This window comes from Dyella sp. M7H15-1 (assembly GCF_004114615.1).
In the GTDB taxonomy this organism is placed as follows: domain Bacteria; phylum Pseudomonadota; class Gammaproteobacteria; order Xanthomonadales; family Rhodanobacteraceae; genus Dyella_B.
Genome location: NZ_CP035300.1, coordinates 1,753,832 through 1,771,556, shown reverse-complemented (window position 1 = coordinate 1,771,556; position 17,725 = coordinate 1,753,832). Strand labels below are relative to the sequence as shown.

Sequence of the window (17,725 nt, the reverse complement as noted above, 5' to 3'; positions counted from 1 at the left end):
GGATGCGCATCGATGTCGTCACGCTGTTTCCCGACTTCATGCGTCAGTGCGCCGCTGTTGGTGTGGTAGGACGCGCGCAGCAGCGTGAGCTGTTGCAGGTGGAAACCTGGAGCCCGCGCGATTACGCCACTGACAATTACCGTACCGTGGATGGCCGCACCTGCGGCGGTGGTCCCGGCATGGTGATGCTGATCGAGCCTTTGCGGGCAGCCCTTAAGGCGGTACGCAAGGCTGCACCAGGTCCGGTGCACGTGATTTACCTCAGTCCGCAAGGAGCGCGGCTGACGCAGGGTAGGGTGGAGGTGTTGGCGAAGCTGCCGCGCATCGCCTTGCTCTGCGGACGTTACGAAGGTGTGGACGAGCGTCTACTGGCGCACGAAGTCGACGAGGAGCTTTCCATCGGCGATTATGTGCTGTCCGGTGGTGAGCTGGGCGCCGCGGTGATTATTGATGCCGTAGGCCGCTTGCAGAATGGTGCGTTGAACGACGCGCAATCGGCCGAGCAGGATTCGTTCTCGAACGGGTTGCTCGATTGTCCGCATTACGCGAAGCCGGTGCACGATGCGCTGGGCGACGTACCGGAGGTGTTGCTTTCCGGCGATCATGCGGCCATCCGCCGCTGGCGTCTGAAGCAAGCGCTGGGGCGGACTTGGTTGCGACGTCCTGATTTATTGGCGCAGCGCGCGCTGGATAAGGAATCCCGTGCGCTGTTGGATGAATTCCGCCGCGAATATGCACAACAGATGCAGGCGCGGCAAAACGATGCGGCCAACGAAGACCGCAATCATTGAACAAAGACAGGTGTTGTCATGAACAAGATCATCGAACAGTTCGAAGCCGAGCAGATCACCCGCCAGCTGCCGGAGTTCGGCCCTGGCGACACCGTGGTGGTCAACGTCAAGGTGAAGGAAGGTAACCGCGAACGCGTGCAGGCGTTCGAGGGTGTTGTCATCGCCAAGCGCAGCCGTGGCCTGCATTCGGCTTTCACTGTGCGCAAGATTTCGCACGGTACCGGTGTGGAGCGCGTATTCCAGGCGCACAGCCCGACCATCGAATCGGTTACGGTGAAGCGCAAGGGCAAAGTGCGTGGTGCCAAGCTGTACTACCTGCGTGGTTTGGAAGGCAAGGCTGCTCGTATCAAAGAAGACATCGGTGCCTCCACCGCCGAGTAATCAGCATATAGCTATGCAAAAAGGCCCCAAGGATCGATCCGCGGGGCTTTTGCTTTTCTTGGACGCTTGTTGGCGCCGTTCCGTTTCGCGGGAGGTATCGCATGGATAGAAAACCACGGCCCGCTGAACCCCAAGGGCTAATGGGGGCATTGTGAGAGGCTCAAGGAAGTGCTGCTTGACGCCGGCTTCTGTCATAAACGTTCCATGGGGGACAAGAGCGTAACAGCCGTCAGGCCCTGATGCCGTTACACATTCACCACCAGCCGCTGCGGCTCCTGCAGAAAGTTACCCTGCACAAAGTCCACGCCGCAAGCGAACAACATCGACGTGCTGGCTGCATCTTCCACCCACTCGGCCACTGTCAGGCGCTTCAATTCGTGCGCCTGAAGGCAGATCTCGGTGATCTTCTTCTGATTCTCTGGATGCTGGGGAAGATTAGCCATGAAGCTGCGATCGATTTTCAGATAATCAGCATCGATGTGATTGAGCAACTGGAAGGAGTTCAGGCCCGATCCGAACTGCTCCAGCGCAAAGAAGCCGCCGAGTTGCTTCCAGCCGGTGATGAATGTCTGTGCAGGACGCAGCAGGGTCACGACCTTGCTTTCCGTCATTTCCAGCACCAGACGGCCATTTTTGAGGTTGGCCTGCTTCAGCGTGCGATCTAGCCATGGCAACAGATTGGCTTGTGGTTGCAGCGAATCGGGTGTGAGCTTGACGAAGAACGTCGTAGGGAAGTCCAGCTTTTCACGGGATTTCAGCGCGTTGATGGTCTGATTGAGCACCCAGCGATCGATCTCGGCATTGAGGCCGTGCTTCTCGGCGATAGGTAGGAAGAAGCCGGGCAGCACTTCACTCTGCGGACCATTCATGCGCAAGAGAATTTCCGAATAATCGCCTTCGACATCCTGCAGGCTGATGCTCTGCTGGTGGTACAACACGAACTCGTTCTGTGTCAGGGCCTGACGCAGCAGGCCAAGCCAGTTGCCTTCGCGCTCGGCATCGGCCTTTTCGCGGGCCGCCGGATCATGTAGCTCGATGCGATTGCCGCCTTGGCTCTGCGCGCTGCGCAAGGCTTGGCTGGCCTGGTTAAGCAACATATCGGTGTTGGCATTCTTCTCGCCGAGCAGGCTGCCGCCGATGCTGGTGGTCAGTGTGATCGATTGCGTGCCGAGGTCGAAAATCTCGCGCGAGATGACCTGCTGCAGTGTGTCGATCCATTCGCGGATTGCTTCATCGCTTTCTGTGTGCAGGATGACGCCAATTGTGTGATCCGCAAGCAGGCCCGCAATATCTTTCTGATCTAATTGCATACTGACGCGCTGCGCAAAAGCAGCCAGTAGTTCATCTGCCTTGCTGAGGCCGATACCGTTCACGATTTGCGTCCAGTTGTCCGGCTCGATCAGCAGTAGGCTCTGACCCTTACGCCCTTCATTGGCGGCAGCCACTGCGTTGTCGATGCATTCCAGGGTGCGTGTGCGGTTGTAAAGGCCAGTGATGGCATCGCGTTGTAGTTGCGCCACCAGCGACGGATCGCCGTGCTGGCGGCGGAACACGATCTGCAGGCAGGTTTCACCTTCAAAAGTGGCGTGGGCAAACTCGGCTGTGGCTAGGAAGGTGCTGCCATCGGCGCGGCGTGCATTCAGCTCAAGCTGGTACTCGGTTTTTTCCCCGCGCGACAGCGCGCGCAGCAGGTTCTTGAAGGCGTTGGCATCGGCTGGACCGATCAGGTCCAGCACCGGCAGGCCGAGCAGTTCCTCATCGTCAGCGTAGCCAAAGGTATCTAGATAGGACCGATTAGCGCGTACGTGCATGCCTTCGTGCACATAGGCGATGGGATCGTTGGAGGAATCCAAAAGGGCATCGCAGCGGCGCTCGGACTCACGCAGGGCAGATTCCAGCCGGCGCACCTGCCGACGCGTGTTCAGCGCATCGAATTCGCGCTTGATGACCGTGATCAGATGCTTGGGCTGGTTGCGCGAGCCGACGCCCTGGACACCGTTCTGAAACAAGTCGGCGATGCCCTGGTCGTCCATTTTGGCAACGCACGCAATCAGCGCGATGTCGCGCGCGCTGGCATCGATCTGTTGGGTCACACTGCGTAATGGCAAGCTGTGCACACCAGGGTTGAACAGCACCAGATCCGGGCCAAGTTCCTCCAGCGCCGCATGAATCTGTTCGTTTGTCGTTGCGCGAGCGGGGCGAACGGCAATGCCCGCGTTGCGCAATAACGTAATGATCTGTTCCGCGTCCTCGACCGAATTCTCGATGAAGAGGATCTTGATAACGGCGTCTGTCTTCATGGGGCGTCGTGCTACCTATCGCGTTACTTGTGAGACACCACTAGGTCAATCACTTACGGCGTCAGAGCGGGCGCTTTGACGGGTCGCCCGCCACTTCGCGGACCAGCTTGGGCACGAGATAGCCGGGCAGGCGACTGCGCATATCCTCGATCAGCGTTTGCGCCTTGTCGTCTGCAACCTCGAAATGTGCCGCACCCCGCACACGATCGAGCTGGTGCAGATAATAGGGCAGCACACCAGCGGCAAACATGCGCTCGGACAGCGCTACCAAGGCATCGGTGGTGTCATTGATCCCACGCAGGAGCACAGACTGGTTGAGCAGCGTGGCGCCCGCGTCGCGCAAACTTGCGCAGGCAGCATCCACGGCGGGATCGAACTCATTGGCGTGATTGGCGTGCAGCACCACGACCTTCTGCAAAGGCAATGCGCTCAGCCACTCGACAAATGACCCGTCGATGCGTTCGGGCAACACCACTGGCAGGCGGGTATGGATGCGCAGCCGGATGACGTGCGGCAGGTCGGCCAAGCCTCGGCTGAGTTCTTCGAGCTTGTGGGTGGCCAGTGCCAGCGGGTCGCCACCGGAAAGGATCAATTCGTTCATTGACTTGTCCTGAGCGACCTGTTCCAGGGCCTGACGCCACTGGTTCGACGCAGCTATCTCATCGCCATATGGGAAGTGTCGGCGGAAGCAATAACGGCAATGGATGGCGCAACTGCCACTGGCAATCAGCAGGGCTCGGCCCTGGTACTTGTGCAGGACCCCCTGCGTTTCGCGGGAAGCCAGGTCGCCCACGGCATCCGTCACGAACCCTGGCACCAGGTCCAGTTCCGCTAATTGCGGAAGCACCTGCAGTAGCAGTGGGTCGCTCGCGTCACCCTTGCGCATGCGCGTGGCGAAGCCGTGCGGTACGCGCAAGGCAAAGCCCGCGTCCGCGGCTGGTAGGCGGGAGGCCAGGTGACCTAGATCGAGCAAATCAAGCAGCTCGCGGCTGTCGGTGATCGCATCGCGCCAGAGCCGGCGCCAATCGGGTGGGGCGGACGATGTAATGCGGGTGCTGGGGCTTACGGTTATCATAGAGAGCTGCATGCGGGCCTGTGGCCCCTGAAACTATCTATTTTAGCCGCTGATGGCAGCGGTTTTCCTTATTGGAGCGAAGTGCATGGCCACCTACGACCTTAATGGCGTCAAGAACGGTCTGAAGATCATCGTCGACGGCGATCCCTACATTATCACCGAGGCGGAGTTCATTAAACCGGGCAAGGGGCAGGCCTTCACCCGTATCAAGATCCGCAACCTGCTCAACGGCCGCACCACCGAAAAGACGCTCAAGTCCAGCGACTCCTACGAGGGTGCGGACGTGGTCGATACCGATATGCAGTACCTCTACAGTGATGGCGAGTTCTGGCATTTCATGCACCAGGAGTCGTTCGAGCAGCACCAGGCTGACGCCACCGCGATGTCCGATGCGGCCAAGTGGCTGAAGGGCGAGGAAGAGTGCGTGGTCACGTTGTGGAACGGTCGCCCGATCTCGATCCAGGCGCCGAACTTCGTCCAGCTCAAGATCGTCGAAACCGACCCAGGTCTGCGTGGCGATACGTCAGGCGGTGGTGGCAAGCCAGCCAAGCTGGAAACCGGTGCCGTGGTACGCGTGCCGTTGTTTGTGAATCAGGACGAAATCATCGAAGTCGACACCCGCACCGGCGAATACACCAAGCGCATCAAGTGACGAGCTGGCGCAGGCCGGGATCCAGTGTAAATATGCCGTGCGAAGCACGCGAAATAGGCGCGCGAACTTCGTTCACACTTTTTCCCCGGACAGCAATAGGCCTGCGCCGGAACGACAAGCGAAAAAACGAGCATCTCGGGCTTAAGGAAATGTGATCAAGAGACAGGCGCAGGCGGAGGTCCTGTTTCAACGGGTCGTGCCAAACGCACAATCCCCTTTTGTGTGCAACTCACGAATCCATCTGGCACTAGACGGCCATCCAAGTGGGGCGGGCATCGTAAGATGTGCCGCCCCACTTCATATCCTCTCTCCAGCAAGGCGAATAACGATGAGCCAGAACGCCCCGCAGACCGTCGATCTCCTTATCGAGGCCCGCTGGGTCGTTCCGGTTGAACCGCACAACATGGTGCTGGAGCATCACGCGGTAGCCGTGAATGCTGATCGCATCGTCGCTATCCTGCCGATTGCCGACGCGCAAAAGACATACGCACCGCGCGAACGTGTTGAACTGGGCGAGCATGTGCTGATCCCGGGTCTCATCAACACGCACACCCACAACCCGATGATCCTGATGCGCGGCCTTGCCGACGACCTGCCGCTGATGGTCTGGTTGCAACAGCACATCTGGCCGGTCGAGGCCAAGGTGATTGGCCCCGAATTCGTGCACGACGGCGTGGAGCTTTCCGTCGCCGAAATGATTCGCGGCGGCACCACCTGTGCCAACGAGAACTACTTCTTCCCCGATGCCATTGGCGCGACTTACCACAAGTTGGGGTTCCGCGCAGTGATTGCCTTGCCGGTGATCAAGTTCCCCACCGCCTGGGCACGCACACAAGATGAATACTTCGAGCGCGCCGTCGAGGTGCACGACAACTTTCGTCATGATGCGCTGGTTCGCACGGCCTTCGGGCCGCATGCACCCTATACGGTGTCGGACGAATCATTCGAACGCATTCGCGTACTGGCCGACCAACTGGATATTCCCGTGCATTTGCACCTGCACGAAACCGCGCATGAAGTGGAAGAGGAGCGCCACAAGAGCGGCCTGCGTCCGTTCCAGCGCTTGCAAAAGCTAGGTCTGATCAATGATCGCCTGATTGCCGTACACATGACCCAGCTTACCGATGATGAAATCGCCACTTGCGCCGAAGCCGGGGTGTCCGTGGTGCATTGCCCGGAGTCCAATCTGAAGTTGGCTTCGGGTTTTTCCCCGGTAGAAAAGCTGCGCAAGGCAGGCGTAAACGTCGCCATCGGCACCGACGGCTGCGCCTCCAACAACGATCTGGACATGTTCGGCGAGATGCGTACCGCGGCATTGCTGGCCAAGGCGGTTGCGGAAGATGCCGCTGCCTTCGATGCGGGCTATGCACTGCGCGCGGCAACGATTAACGCGGCGAAAGCCATCGGCCTGGACGCAAGCGTCGGTTCGATCGAAGTCGGCAAGCAGGCCGACCTAGCCGCCGTGCGGCTCAGCGACATTGAAACTCAGCCGCTGTTCCACATCATCTCGCAGCTTGTGTACGCGGCCGGCCGGCATCAAGTGAGCGATGTGTGGATTGCCGGCAAGCGCAAACTCGCCGCACGAGAACTGGTGGATATGGATGTGGCCGGTATGATGGCGCGCACCCATGCATGGCGCGAGCGCATCGCTGCGTTGGATCTTGCTTAATGGATAATTTACGAATGGAATGCGCGTTAAATTCAGCGAATCAGTTGGAGCTTTCACCATGACCCAGGCCGCACCAAACGTCAGCCACGATGAAATCGCCCGTTTCGACAAGCTGGCGGCGCGCTGGTGGGATCCCGACGGCGAATCGCGCCCGTTGCATGATCTCAATCCGGTGCGTCTCGATTACGTAGCGTCGCGGGTGAGCTTGCGCGGCGCCAAGGTTGCCGATGTGGGTTGTGGCGGTGGTTTGCTGAGTGAAGCGCTGGCGCGTGCCGGTGCGGACGTCGTCGGCGTCGATCTTGGCCTGAAGGTGATCGAGATTGCGCGGCTGCACCTGCACGAATCCCATCTCAAGGTCGATTACCGCAAGCAATCTTCGGCGGAACTCGCGATGGCCGAGCCGAATAGTTTCGATGCCGTGTGCTGCATGGAGTTGATCGAACATGTCCCCGATCCCGCTGCACTGGTGCAGGATCTGGCGAACATGCTCAAGCCTGGCGCGCGCCTGTTCATGTCCACGCTCAATCGCACGCCGGTCGCTTTCGGTGCGGCGATTCTTGGTGCGGAGTACATCATGCGCATGCTGCCGCGCGGCACGCACCATTACTCACAATTCCTCAAGCCGTCCGAGCTGGCCCGCCTGTTGCGCCAGGCGGGTCTGGAGCTGGAAGATGTCAGCGGCTTGGGCTACAACCCGCTCAACCGCAAGGCATGGCTGAGCCGCTTTACCGCCGTCAATTACCTTCTCTGCGCACGCAAGGCCGCATGAAACAGCTACCCAAGGTGCTGCAGGGCGTATTGTTCGATCTCGACGGCACGCTGCTGGACAGTGCGCCGGACCTGCATGCTGCACTTGTTGCTTATTGCGCTGAAGTGGATGCGCCCGTACCGCCCTATGCGATGGTGCGGGAAGTGGTTTCGCGCGGCTCGCGTGCCATCCTGAGCTGTGCTTTCAATGAAAACGATGACGAATTGCTGGAGCGCACGCCACGTTATCTCGAGCTTTATCACTCGATGATGTCACGTCATACGCGTCCGTTTGAAGGCATCGATGCGCTACTTGAAGCGCTCGAGGTGGGTGGATTGGCCTGGGGCATCGTGACCAACAAGCCGGGATATCTCACTGACGAATTGGTCCGCCATATCGGCTGGAGCCAGCGCGTCTGCGCCGTGATCTCCGGTGATACCTTGCCAGTGCGCAAGCCCGATCCGGCGCCGGTATGGCTGGCATGCGAACGCGCGGGACTGGAGCCGTCGCATTGCCTGTTCGTCGGCGACGATCGTCGCGACGTTCAGGCCGGCAACGATGCGGGACTTTATTCGGTCGCCGTGCACTGGGGTTATCTCGATGGCGGCGATCCGCATGCCTGGGGCGCCGATGCCGTGGTTGAACATCCGCGCCAGCTCGCCGAATTGCTTGCCTTGCAGGTTTTGGTGTGAGCGAAGAGGTCGTCTTCCACGGTGCCTTGCAGAGCTACATCGACAAGTGGCTTGCCGTGCAGCCGCAGCAGCGGATGGCGCTGGTCTTCGTTGAGCCGAGCAAATATCCCGGCCATGTCGCGCTGGCGGCGCTGGAGCAGGAGCTGCTTTCCGCGGCTTACGGTATTCGTGAGCCACACGTGGCCGCCACCAAGCTCAATTGGTGGGCGGAGGAATTAAGTAGCGCTGCCGTCAGCGGTGGCCGGCATCCTCTGACGCGCGTGCTCTTTGATGATGGCCGTGCCCATGTCATACCGCAGAAACGCTGGCTGGCCCCGGTGCTGGCTGCGATGGCGCAACTGGAAGAAGGCACGGCGGTGGATTTTGCCGCCCAGCTCCATGCTGCCTCCGCCTTGCATGGTGCGTTAGCCGAGCTGGAAACGGTCTGGTGGTATGGCGATGCAGCCTCGCCTGAACGCGCCGCCTGTATAGCGACCTTGAGCCATCTGCTTTATGCACTGCGCCGCCTGCAGGACGACGTCGAGCGCGACCGCCTGCCACTGCCGATGTCTCGGCTGGCCCGCTTCAACCTCAGCCGCGCCAACCTGCGCGAACGCAGCGAAGTGCGGGATCAGGCGATCAAAGCCCAACTGGACGACTTGAAGTCGATATGGGCTGATGCAGCGCGCCTGCCAGGACCATTGAGTGTGTTCCGGGCATTGGACGCCGGGCAGGGCGAGCGCCTGGTGCGCAAGGCCGCGCGTACAGGGGAACCCCTGGCCGTGTTGCGGCAGGGCGGGCCGGACAGTGGCTTCCTGCCCACGTTGCGCGCCTGGCAAGCGGCCCGACGTTGGCAGAGTCAGTTGTCCGGGTAAACGCAGCGTTTCTTTGCCGAGCTTGTTGCGACGCGTGAAGCTGCCCCAAGATATATGGGCCTCACGGCGCTTGATCGCCGGCTTATGGAGTCAACCCCCATGCACGCCCATGAAAACACCGTTCGTCTGATGCCTGATGTCGCCACCCAGGCACAGCCGCATCTAGCTGGCGCGATGGACTGGGTAGGCATGGACGGCATCGAGGTGCCGGTACGCTTCGATGCGGGTGACGGGAATGCGCAGCGTTCCAGCGCCCAGGTAGGTGCCTTTGTGAACCTCACCCGGCCGGATCGCCGTGGCATCCATATGTCGCGCCTCTACCTACTGGTGGATGAATGCCTGAGTTCGAAGACGGTCGATGCAGCGATGCTCGAATCCCTGCTGCGCACTTTTCTCGAATCGCACAAGGATCTTTCCGATCGCGCCCGCGTCAGCATCCGCTTTGATCAACTCGTGCGCCGTGCGGCCTTGCGCAGTGACAACAGCGGTTGGCGTACTTATCCGGTGTCGATCGAGGCTAGCCTGTGCGAGGACGGTTTTCGTCTCGAGCTGGGTACCGAGGTGGTCTATTCCTCCACCTGTCCGGCGTCAGCCGCGTTGTCACGCCAATTGATCCAAGAACAATTCGCCAGGGATTTCGATGCTGGCAAGCCGCTGGATCACGCGGCTGTGTTTGCCTGGCTCGGCAGCGAGAAAGGTATCGTCGCCACACCGCACGCGCAGCGCAGCGTGGCGCGCTTGCTGGTGCGTTTTGTCGACGGTGCGCCGCTGAACCTGATCGATCTGCTCAACCGTGTCGAACAATCGCTGGGAACGCCGGTGCAAACCGCGGTGAAGCGCGAAGACGAACAGGCGTTTGCGTTGGCCAACGGCAGCAACCTCATGTTCTGTGAAGACGCCGCGCGTCGTATTCAGCGCGCACTGGATGCCGATGACAGCATCGCCGATTTTCACGTCCGCTTGGAGCACCAGGAAAGCTTACATCCGCACGATGCCGTGGCTTATGTGAGCAAGGGCGTGGCTGGCGGTTATGGTGCCGATCGCGCCTGATTCGATCTAGCTCGACTTTTCATCGTGGCCACCATGCAATCGGCTGCCGTGCGCGCCCATGGCGACGGATGGTGGTCGCAACAGGCCGCAACGCGCGCGCATCGCCAGGCGCTGAATTCCGTTGTGATGAGATGCCGTGCTCGCGTGTCGATTTGTCACAGCATCCAATCCTAAGCCACATTCTTGTGGCATCATGGCGCAAATTTTTGTAGGGGTTGGCATGCATCGCGGACGCGCCCAGCACAAATCAGTCGCTTGGCTCGCCATGCTGGCGATGTGCCTGCTGGTATTCGCACCTTGCATTTCTCGCATCATTTCTGGCAACGCCATGGCTTTGTCCATGGGCATGGATGGCATCTGCAGCGAGCACGCTCATACCACGCCACATTCGCCTAGGGACCGCCACCGTGACACGATGGATGCCTGCGGCTACTGCGTGCTCATATCGCACGGCACAATGTTATGCGACACGGTGGTGCTCTGTGTGCCGTCGATGCCGTTGGCGTTCGTGTTTGTCGTACAACCTGTTGGTCGACGCATCGCGGCTGCGGTAGTACAGCGCAGACTTGCGCGCGGACCACCCGCATCGTTTGAGCATCGCGCCGTCTCCTGAGCGGCGATTCCCAGGATCAACACATTACTCCCCGACTCATGCGGGTCGGCGCGCATACGTGCATCGTGCACTAGGGATGCTCTGATCTATTCCACGTACCCGTCACCGCACTGTATGCACGCAGCGGTGAAGGCAGACTGTAGCCGTCTGTCGAGACACTGGGGCGAGGCGTTGCGCGCATACAGTGCGGTGACGGGTACGTGGAATAGATCAGAGCATCCCTAGGTTCGCCTGCGTGCATACGCCCTGCCATGCCCGATGAATATCTGGCAGATGGCGGCCGACCGCACCCTAAGGATCAGATACTATGACCACGTTTTACGCTGGCCTCTTATCGCCATGCGCGTTGGCATGTGCCGTGGCACTGGCTCTCACAGGCACGGCACATGCCGACGACAATGCTGACAAGAACACTCATACGCTGACGCCGGTGGTGGTTACCGCCACCATGCAGGACAGTCCGCTCATCGTCGTCACGGATCCTAAGCAGCCACGCCAGCCGGTGCCGGCCAGCGACGGTGCGGACTTCCTCAAAAGCATTCCCGGGTTTTCCACCATCCGCAAAGGTGGCAGCAATGGCGATCCGTTGCTGCGCGGCATGAGTGGCTCGCGGCTGAATATCCTGGTGGACGGGGGCATGATCGCCGGTGGCTGCCCATCGCGCATGGACCCCCCCACCGCCTACATTGCGCCGCAGTTGTATGACCGCGTCACCCTTATCAAGGGGCCGGAAACGGTGCTGTATGGTCCCGGCAATTCCGCGGGTGTGGTGCTGTTCGACCGCAACTTCGAGCGCTATACGCAACCCACTCTCAGCGGTGATGCGAGCCTCCTGTTTGGCTCCGCTGGACGCAGCGACCAGAACCTCGATCTGCGCGCGGGCGATAGCACCGGATACATCGGTATAAGTACCAACCACACGCATTCACAGGATTACAAGGACGGCGACGGCAACCGGGTCCATTCTCAGTACGATCGCTGGAACGCCGACGCCACCATCGGCTGGACGCCCAGTGACCAAACGCGCATCGAGCTGACGGTCGGCAAAGGCAATGGCGATGCCGCGTATGCCTTTAGCCGCATGGATGGCGTCCAGTTCTTGCGCGAAAGCACGGCGCTCAAATGGACGCAGGAGCACCTCACCACTCATTGGGAAAAGCTCGAGGTGCAGGCGTACACCAACTACGCCGATCACGTGATGGACAACTACACGCTGCGGACCCCTGATCCCGCCAGCATGATGCCCATGGCCATGGCGGCAGACGTGGATCGCCGCACCTCCGGGGGCCGTGCGACGGGTACTTGGCGCTGGGGTGACGCGCTGGAATTGCAGGCAGGTGTGGATGGTTCGGTGAGCGTGCACACCCATCGTGCGGGCGGTCCGCCGGGAAGCATGATGGGCTATTACAAAGACCAGCCGCGCATGCGCGATGCGCGCATGCAGGATATTGGAATATTCGCCGAGACACGCTGGTCGTTCGCGCAGTCGCAACGTCTGGTAACGGGGGTGCGTGTGGACCGTGTGCAGACGCGCGGCTACACATTAGAAGACATGGCAGGCATGGAGCACATGGAAAGCATGAGCGGCGTAGACGCCATGGCCATGATGCCTGCGCAAACGGCTGCGGATCGGGGCGATACGTTGCCCTCAGGCTTCGTGCGCTACGAGAGCGACCTGAGCCGCTCGCCTACAACGTTCTACGCCGGCATGGGCCACGTCGAGCGTTTTCCCGACTACTGGGAACTGTTTGGTCAGCACGTGGAGGGCACGCTCGACAGTTTCCGTGCGCTCCAACCCGAACGCACCACGCAGTGGGACATTGGCATGCAATACCACGGCGACCGCGTGAAAGCCTGGGTGTCGGCCTATGCTGGAGTAGTCAATGACTTCATTCTGATGCATTACCCCATGACGTCCATGGGTGTGGACTATGCCAGCAATGTGCAGGCGCGCATCGCCGGTGGCGAGGCTGGTGCGAATTACGACTTCACTAGCCATTGGAAGGCTGACGTCACCGTGTCCTATGCATGGGGTGAGAACCTCACCGAAAACCGTCCGCTGCCACAGATGCCACCCTTCGAGGCGCGATGGGGCCTGACGTACGAAGCGACACAGTGGTCCATCGGCGCGTTATGGCGCCTGGCCACCGCACAGCATCGCGTCGCCGATGACGAGGGCAACATCGTAGGGCAGGATTTGGGACCTAGTGCTGGCTTTGGCGTGTTTTCGTTTAACGGTGCGTATCGTATCGATCGACGCTTTACGCTCAGCGCAGGCATCGACAACCTGTTCAACAAGACATACGCCGAGCACGTGAATGCAGCCGCTGCGAGCTTAGCCGGTTACGTCAATACGACTCGCGTGAACGAGCCAGGACGCACACTTTGGATCAAGCTCGACGCCAAGCTCTGAGGCTAACGGCCGCGTTGGGGGTATACGCCGGGGTCCCAAAAATTTCGTCACTCCAGATGATAGTGAAACCCTGATCGAGGCGTCCCGCTGCCCTTGTGTAGAGGCTTATTCACTACCATCATCTAGTGCCAGTCGAACTTGGATAAGCAACACCTATGGCCGTTCTTCGCCTGGCGCTGGCCCAATACGATTTCCCCGTCGGCGCTGTCGCCGCCAATACCGCCAAGGTCCGCGAGCTGATGGCGCGCGCCCGCGAAGGTGGTGCATCACTGGCGGTTTTTCCCGAGCTGGCGGTCAGCGGCTATCCGCCCGAAGATCTACTGCTGCGCCCCAGCTTTCTTGCTGCCTGCCAGGATGCCATCCAAGAGCTTGCCGCCAGCACCAACGAGCTGGCCGCGATCGTCGGTTTTCCACATAGCCAGGGCGAGGTCTACAACGCGGCCGCGTTCCTGCATGGCGGCGAGATCGCGCAGATCACGCACAAGCAGATCCTGCCCAACTATGGCGTGTTCGACGACAAGCGCTATTTCCGCCCTGGTCGCACCAGTGCGATGGCTGTCGTGGATGGTGTGCGTGTCGGCTATCTGGTTTGCGAAGACATCTGGCAGGCCGAACCGGCCGCCAAGGCTGCGGCGGCCGGCGCGGAGCTGATGGTGGTGATCAATGCGTCCCCATGGGATGCCGCCAAGCAGTCGGCACGCGAAGAGGTTTTGGCTGCACGTGCACAGGAAACCGGCTGCGCTGTGATCTATCTCAACCTCGTCGGTGGCCAGGACGAAGTTGTCTATGACGGCGGTAGCCTGCTAGTGAGTGCGGATGGCAGTATTGCCGCGCGCGCCCCGGCTTTCGTTGATGCCTTGTTGTGGGCTGATTTCGATCCGGAAACGCGTACCCTGCATGCGCGGGATTGGCCGACCGTCATGGATGCTTCGCGCGAGGCGACACTCTACGCCGCGCTGGTGCGTGGCGTTCGCGACTACATTGACAAGAATGGTTTTGGTGGTGTGTTGCTGGGTTTGTCCGGTGGTATCGACTCCGCGCTGACCTTGGCGCTGGCGGTGGATGCCCTCGGCCCCGAGCGCGTCACCGCGGTGATGATGCCAATGCGCTACACCTCGCAACTGTCGCTGGACGGTGCGCGCGAGCAGGCCGAAAGGCTTGGCGTGGAGTACCACGTTATTGGCATCGAGCCGACATATAACGCTTTCATCGAAGCGCTGAACCCCTTGTTCGGCGGTAAGCCAGCCGATACCACCGAAGAAAATCTGCAATCGCGCACGCGCGGCGTGATGCTGATGGCCCTGTCCAACAAGCATGGCCGCCTGCTGCTGGCGACCGGCAACAAGAGCGAAATGGCGGTTGGCTATGCCACGCTCTACGGCGACATGTGTGGCGCGTATGCACCGCTCAAGGATGTCTACAAAACCGAGGTGTACCGGCTCTCGCGCTGGCGCAATCAGGCGCAGGCGCGCAAAACCGGGCAAGCGGACCGTTGGATCATTCCGCCAACCGTGATCGAACGCCCACCCTCGGCCGAATTGCGCGACAACCAGACCGACCAGGATTCGCTACCACCCTACGACGAACTCGACGCGATCCTGACTCGTTTCATCGAAGACGAACAATCGCAGGCAGAGATCATTGCCGCGGGCTTCGATGAAAACACCGTGCATCGCGTGGTGCGATGGGTGTTGATCAACGAATTCAAGCGACGTCAGTCTGCGCCGGGGCCGCGTGTTACCACGCGTGCGTTTGGGCGTGAACGGAGGTATCCGATCACGTCCGGATGGAAGTGACGACTGACGGTTGAAGCGGTCTCGCTATGCGCGCTGCAAAACAAAACCACATCAGATGCGAGGCGGCCACATTACGCGCCTCTGGCCTTGCTCACAAGCCTATGTCACCAATGCACCATGATGCCGATATTTGCACCGGTCTCCCTGCGTCCGGCATTGCCGCCGGCATCGTAATTGAGCGTGCCATATACGTTGACGTGCTGCGACACGCGCCCTTGCATGCCCCATTGCAATTCCCACCACGTGCCTTGCAGATCAGAGTGGAAAGATACGTCTCCACTGCCCGTGGGATAAGTGGTGCGTGGATCGGCGTAAAATTCGTGCCACGCGTTCAAGTCAAACCACCAGTTCAGCCCACCTAGCGTACCGGTAGGGGATGCATTGGCAAGTTGCACGCCGATACGCGCCGCCAGTGAGCCGACGTTGCCGAATCGCACCGTTTCGAAATCGTTGCTGCTGTCGTCGATGCGTAGATGCTGGTAGATCACCTGTGCTTGTGGCTGCAACGTCAAAGCGGGTGATAAAGCGAATTTGCGCCATCCGCCTTCGAACGATGTACCCAACCCCGCTGCGCGAGTCGACAGGTTTTCAACGTTCTCGCTGGAGCTGGCGCGTGCCAAGTCGTACCAGATGCCTTGCAGCACGGCGTCCAGATAGCTTCCGTCGTTGCCGTAATGCGTCCAGTAGACATCGACGGATGCTGCATCGAGGCGATTGGTGCCGGCGGTCATGGGGCCGAGCAGCAGATCATCATGGATGACCTGTGAGGACAGATGGCCGAACGAGCCATAGACGCCCGCATCGTCGTGCGGAGCACCGTCGGAACCGTTTCGATAGAGGTGTGCACCTACCTGTACCGCGGCGAGGTCGTAATCGAACAATGGACCATTGCCGGAGAGACCACTGCCCGATTGTTTGCCGCTTTCTCCAAGCACGCGCGCCCACACGACAGGATCGGTCTGGCCTGTGGATGGAGCCGATGCATCACCGACGTTTTGGATGCCCACGCGTTCGTCTAGCGAGCCAAGAAACGCGCGGCCCAACTGCAGCATGGCGGAAGGCAGTGCTGTGTTCAGCGAGGCTTCGCGGTTATAGAGCGGCCTTTCCGGCAGGGGTGTAGGTGGCGGCGCAGGTGTTGGGGCCGGGGTGGGAGTTGGAGTTGGAGTTGGAGTTGGAGTTGGAGTTGGAGTTGGAGTTGGAGTTGGAGTTGGAGTTGGGGTTGGGGTTGGAGTTGGAGTTGGAGTTGGGCTCGGCGATGGCGTGGGCAATGCATCGCGCAAATACCAGTTGTCCGGCGCGCTGCCGTCCAGGGTGCCGCGGAACAGCTCATATTCATAAGGGCCACGCACCACGGGATCGTTCAGCACGAACGCACGTGGAAACGTGATGGCCCCATCCACTGCCTGTACCACAAGAATGCCGTTGCCTTGGGTGAGGGCAGCGTTACCCGATGCGTTGATGACCAGGGCATGCGCGCCGATCGCCGCGTTGGCATCCGGTCCGTCGAGCAGAATCTTGTCCGAGCTGGTTTCGCTGGCGTCCAGGGTGGTGTTGAGCGTGATGCTGCCGGGGCCGGGGCTGTAGAACGAGCCAGTGATTGTCAATGTTTTGTATGCCCCGCCGGGCAGGAAGACGATGCTGCCGTCGTTCAAGAGATTACCGTTGATGCGGGAGTTGGCTGTCATCATCCATTGGCTACTCGCATCGATGGTCAGCGCATTGACATCGTTCACCCAGCCTCGAAGCACGCTGCCGGCACTCAGCTCGACATTGACGAAGCTCGATCCCCCCGCTGGATAGAGATTGTTCTGGACATTGATATTGCCGAGCAAGCGGGAATCGATGGCATCGAGCGTGGCATTGCCGGGCGAGCCGGCGACATCCTCCACGTCCATCGCCGTGCCGGTGGCGCCATCGACATCGGTGTTTTTCAGTGTCACGTCGGTGGTGCCGCCGAAGATATCGATGGCGTTACCTTGCTGCTCCGAGGTCAGCATGCTGTTGACGATGGTGGCATGGTTGACGATGCCGGTGCCTTGCGAATACGACGACAGCGCGGTGGAGTATTGTCCCGTGCCGGTTGCTAGCACGCTGGATGCGTTGATGGTGCCGCCGTTGCGCAGGGTCATCGCATTGCCTGTCACGCCGTTGGCAGTGATGCTGCCGCCCGCGATATTGGCGACGGTACCCACGTCTTCCGAATCGACGCCTGATCCGGCATTGACCACGATCGCGCAATAGTTGACATTCACCGTCGCCCCATCATAGGCGTCAAATCCGCGCGCATTCAGACTGGACGTGGCGAAGTTGACATCGGTGGCGTCGACCGTGGTTCCGGCCCCCGTGGCCAGGATGCCCGATGCGTTGTTGCCACTGGTTCTGATGACGAACAGGCCCGTCAAGTTATCGCCCATGAGCATGACATGCGCGCCGTTTTCAGCATCGACGCCGTAGGCTCCATTGCCTATCGTAAAAATGGCGGTGGACGTCGCCGTGATCGTACTAGGCGAACCTGTCGACGGATGGGTGCCGGAGGCGTACAGCACGATACCCGGCATTCCGCTGGCCGTGGTGGAGTACGAGGCCCCTGTCGGGACTCTTACGTCCTCGCCATTCACCGCAACCACTTCCTGTGCCCGCGCGGCTTGCAACGCATTCAGAATGAGCAGTGAGAGCACGCATGGCGCGATC

At 60.4% G+C, this 17,725-nt stretch carries 14 protein-coding genes; 11 read left to right on the top strand and 3 right to left on the bottom strand.

Features of this window, described 5'->3' with window-relative positions:
* Positions 1 to 2 precede the first annotated feature (2 nt).
* Positions 3 to 791, top strand: a complete 789-nt coding sequence (gene trmD, locus EO087_RS08305; protein WP_128898461.1) for a tRNA (guanosine(37)-N1)-methyltransferase TrmD — start codon at positions 3 to 5, stop codon at positions 789 to 791.
* A gap of 18 nt (positions 792 to 809) precedes the next feature.
* Positions 810 to 1,172 (top strand): 50S ribosomal protein L19, encoded by a 363-nt coding sequence (gene rplS, locus EO087_RS08300; RefSeq protein ID WP_128898460.1) that lies wholly within the window; start codon positions 810 to 812, stop codon positions 1,170 to 1,172.
* A gap of 245 nt (positions 1,173 to 1,417) precedes the next feature.
* On the opposite strand, the gene EO087_RS08295 is transcribed toward rplS, so the two are convergent.
* A complete protein-coding gene (locus tag EO087_RS08295; RefSeq protein ID WP_128898459.1) occupies positions 1,418 to 3,472 on the bottom strand; it encodes an EAL domain-containing protein in 2,055 nt (684 codons plus the stop codon).
* Between the two features lie 61 nt (positions 3,473 to 3,533).
* Complete coding sequence (epmB, locus tag EO087_RS08290; RefSeq protein ID WP_128898458.1) at positions 3,534 to 4,547, bottom strand: EF-P beta-lysylation protein EpmB; 1,014 nt, start codon at positions 4,545 to 4,547, stop codon at positions 3,534 to 3,536.
* Between the two features lie 85 nt (positions 4,548 to 4,632).
* Here epmB and efp point away from each other — a divergent pair, with 85 nt between their 5' ends.
* The 9 genes from efp to EO087_RS08245 all read left to right on the top strand — a co-directional run bounded on the left by efp (position 4,633) and on the right by EO087_RS08245 (position 15,034).
* On the top strand, positions 4,633 to 5,199 hold the full coding sequence (gene efp / locus EO087_RS08285; RefSeq protein WP_128898457.1) for an elongation factor P: 567 nt from the start codon (positions 4,633 to 4,635) through the stop codon (positions 5,197 to 5,199).
* 328 nt (positions 5,200 to 5,527) lie between these two features.
* On the top strand, positions 5,528 to 6,868 hold the full coding sequence (locus tag EO087_RS08280) for a TRZ/ATZ family hydrolase (protein WP_128898456.1): 1,341 nt from the start codon (positions 5,528 to 5,530) through the stop codon (positions 6,866 to 6,868).
* 58 nt (positions 6,869 to 6,926) lie between these two features.
* On the top strand, positions 6,927 to 7,637 hold the full coding sequence (gene ubiG / locus EO087_RS08275) for a bifunctional 2-polyprenyl-6-hydroxyphenol methylase/3-demethylubiquinol 3-O-methyltransferase UbiG (RefSeq protein ID WP_128898455.1): 711 nt from the start codon (positions 6,927 to 6,929) through the stop codon (positions 7,635 to 7,637).
* Entirely contained in the window at positions 7,634 to 8,308 is a 675-nt protein-coding gene (gene gph / locus EO087_RS08270) for a phosphoglycolate phosphatase (protein ID WP_128898454.1), read from the top strand. Before ubiG ends, gph begins: the two co-directional genes overlap by 4 nt.
* Positions 8,305 to 9,162, top strand: coding sequence for a squalene/phytoene synthase family protein (locus EO087_RS08265; RefSeq protein WP_240668999.1), 858 nt, complete (start codon positions 8,305 to 8,307; stop codon positions 9,160 to 9,162). Before gph ends, EO087_RS08265 begins: the two co-directional genes overlap by 4 nt.
* A gap of 99 nt (positions 9,163 to 9,261) precedes the next feature.
* Complete coding sequence (folE2, locus tag EO087_RS08260) at positions 9,262 to 10,212, top strand: GTP cyclohydrolase FolE2 (protein ID WP_128898453.1); 951 nt, start codon at positions 9,262 to 9,264, stop codon at positions 10,210 to 10,212.
* Between the two features lie 193 nt (positions 10,213 to 10,405).
* Complete coding sequence (locus EO087_RS08255) at positions 10,406 to 10,825, top strand: DUF2946 domain-containing protein (RefSeq protein ID WP_128898452.1); 420 nt, start codon at positions 10,406 to 10,408, stop codon at positions 10,823 to 10,825.
* Positions 10,826 to 11,132: 307 nt separating this feature from the next.
* On the top strand, positions 11,133 to 13,238 hold the full coding sequence (locus EO087_RS08250; RefSeq protein ID WP_128898451.1) for a TonB-dependent copper receptor: 2,106 nt from the start codon (positions 11,133 to 11,135) through the stop codon (positions 13,236 to 13,238).
* Positions 13,239 to 13,393: 155 nt separating this feature from the next.
* Complete coding sequence (locus EO087_RS08245) at positions 13,394 to 15,034, top strand: NAD+ synthase (RefSeq protein ID WP_128898450.1); 1,641 nt, start codon at positions 13,394 to 13,396, stop codon at positions 15,032 to 15,034.
* A gap of 104 nt (positions 15,035 to 15,138) precedes the next feature.
* On the opposite strand, the gene EO087_RS08240 is transcribed toward EO087_RS08245, so the two are convergent.
* Positions 15,139 to 17,712, bottom strand: coding sequence for an autotransporter outer membrane beta-barrel domain-containing protein (locus EO087_RS08240; RefSeq protein ID WP_164931797.1), 2,574 nt, complete (start codon positions 17,710 to 17,712; stop codon positions 15,139 to 15,141).
* Positions 17,713 to 17,725: the final 13 nt, after the last annotated feature.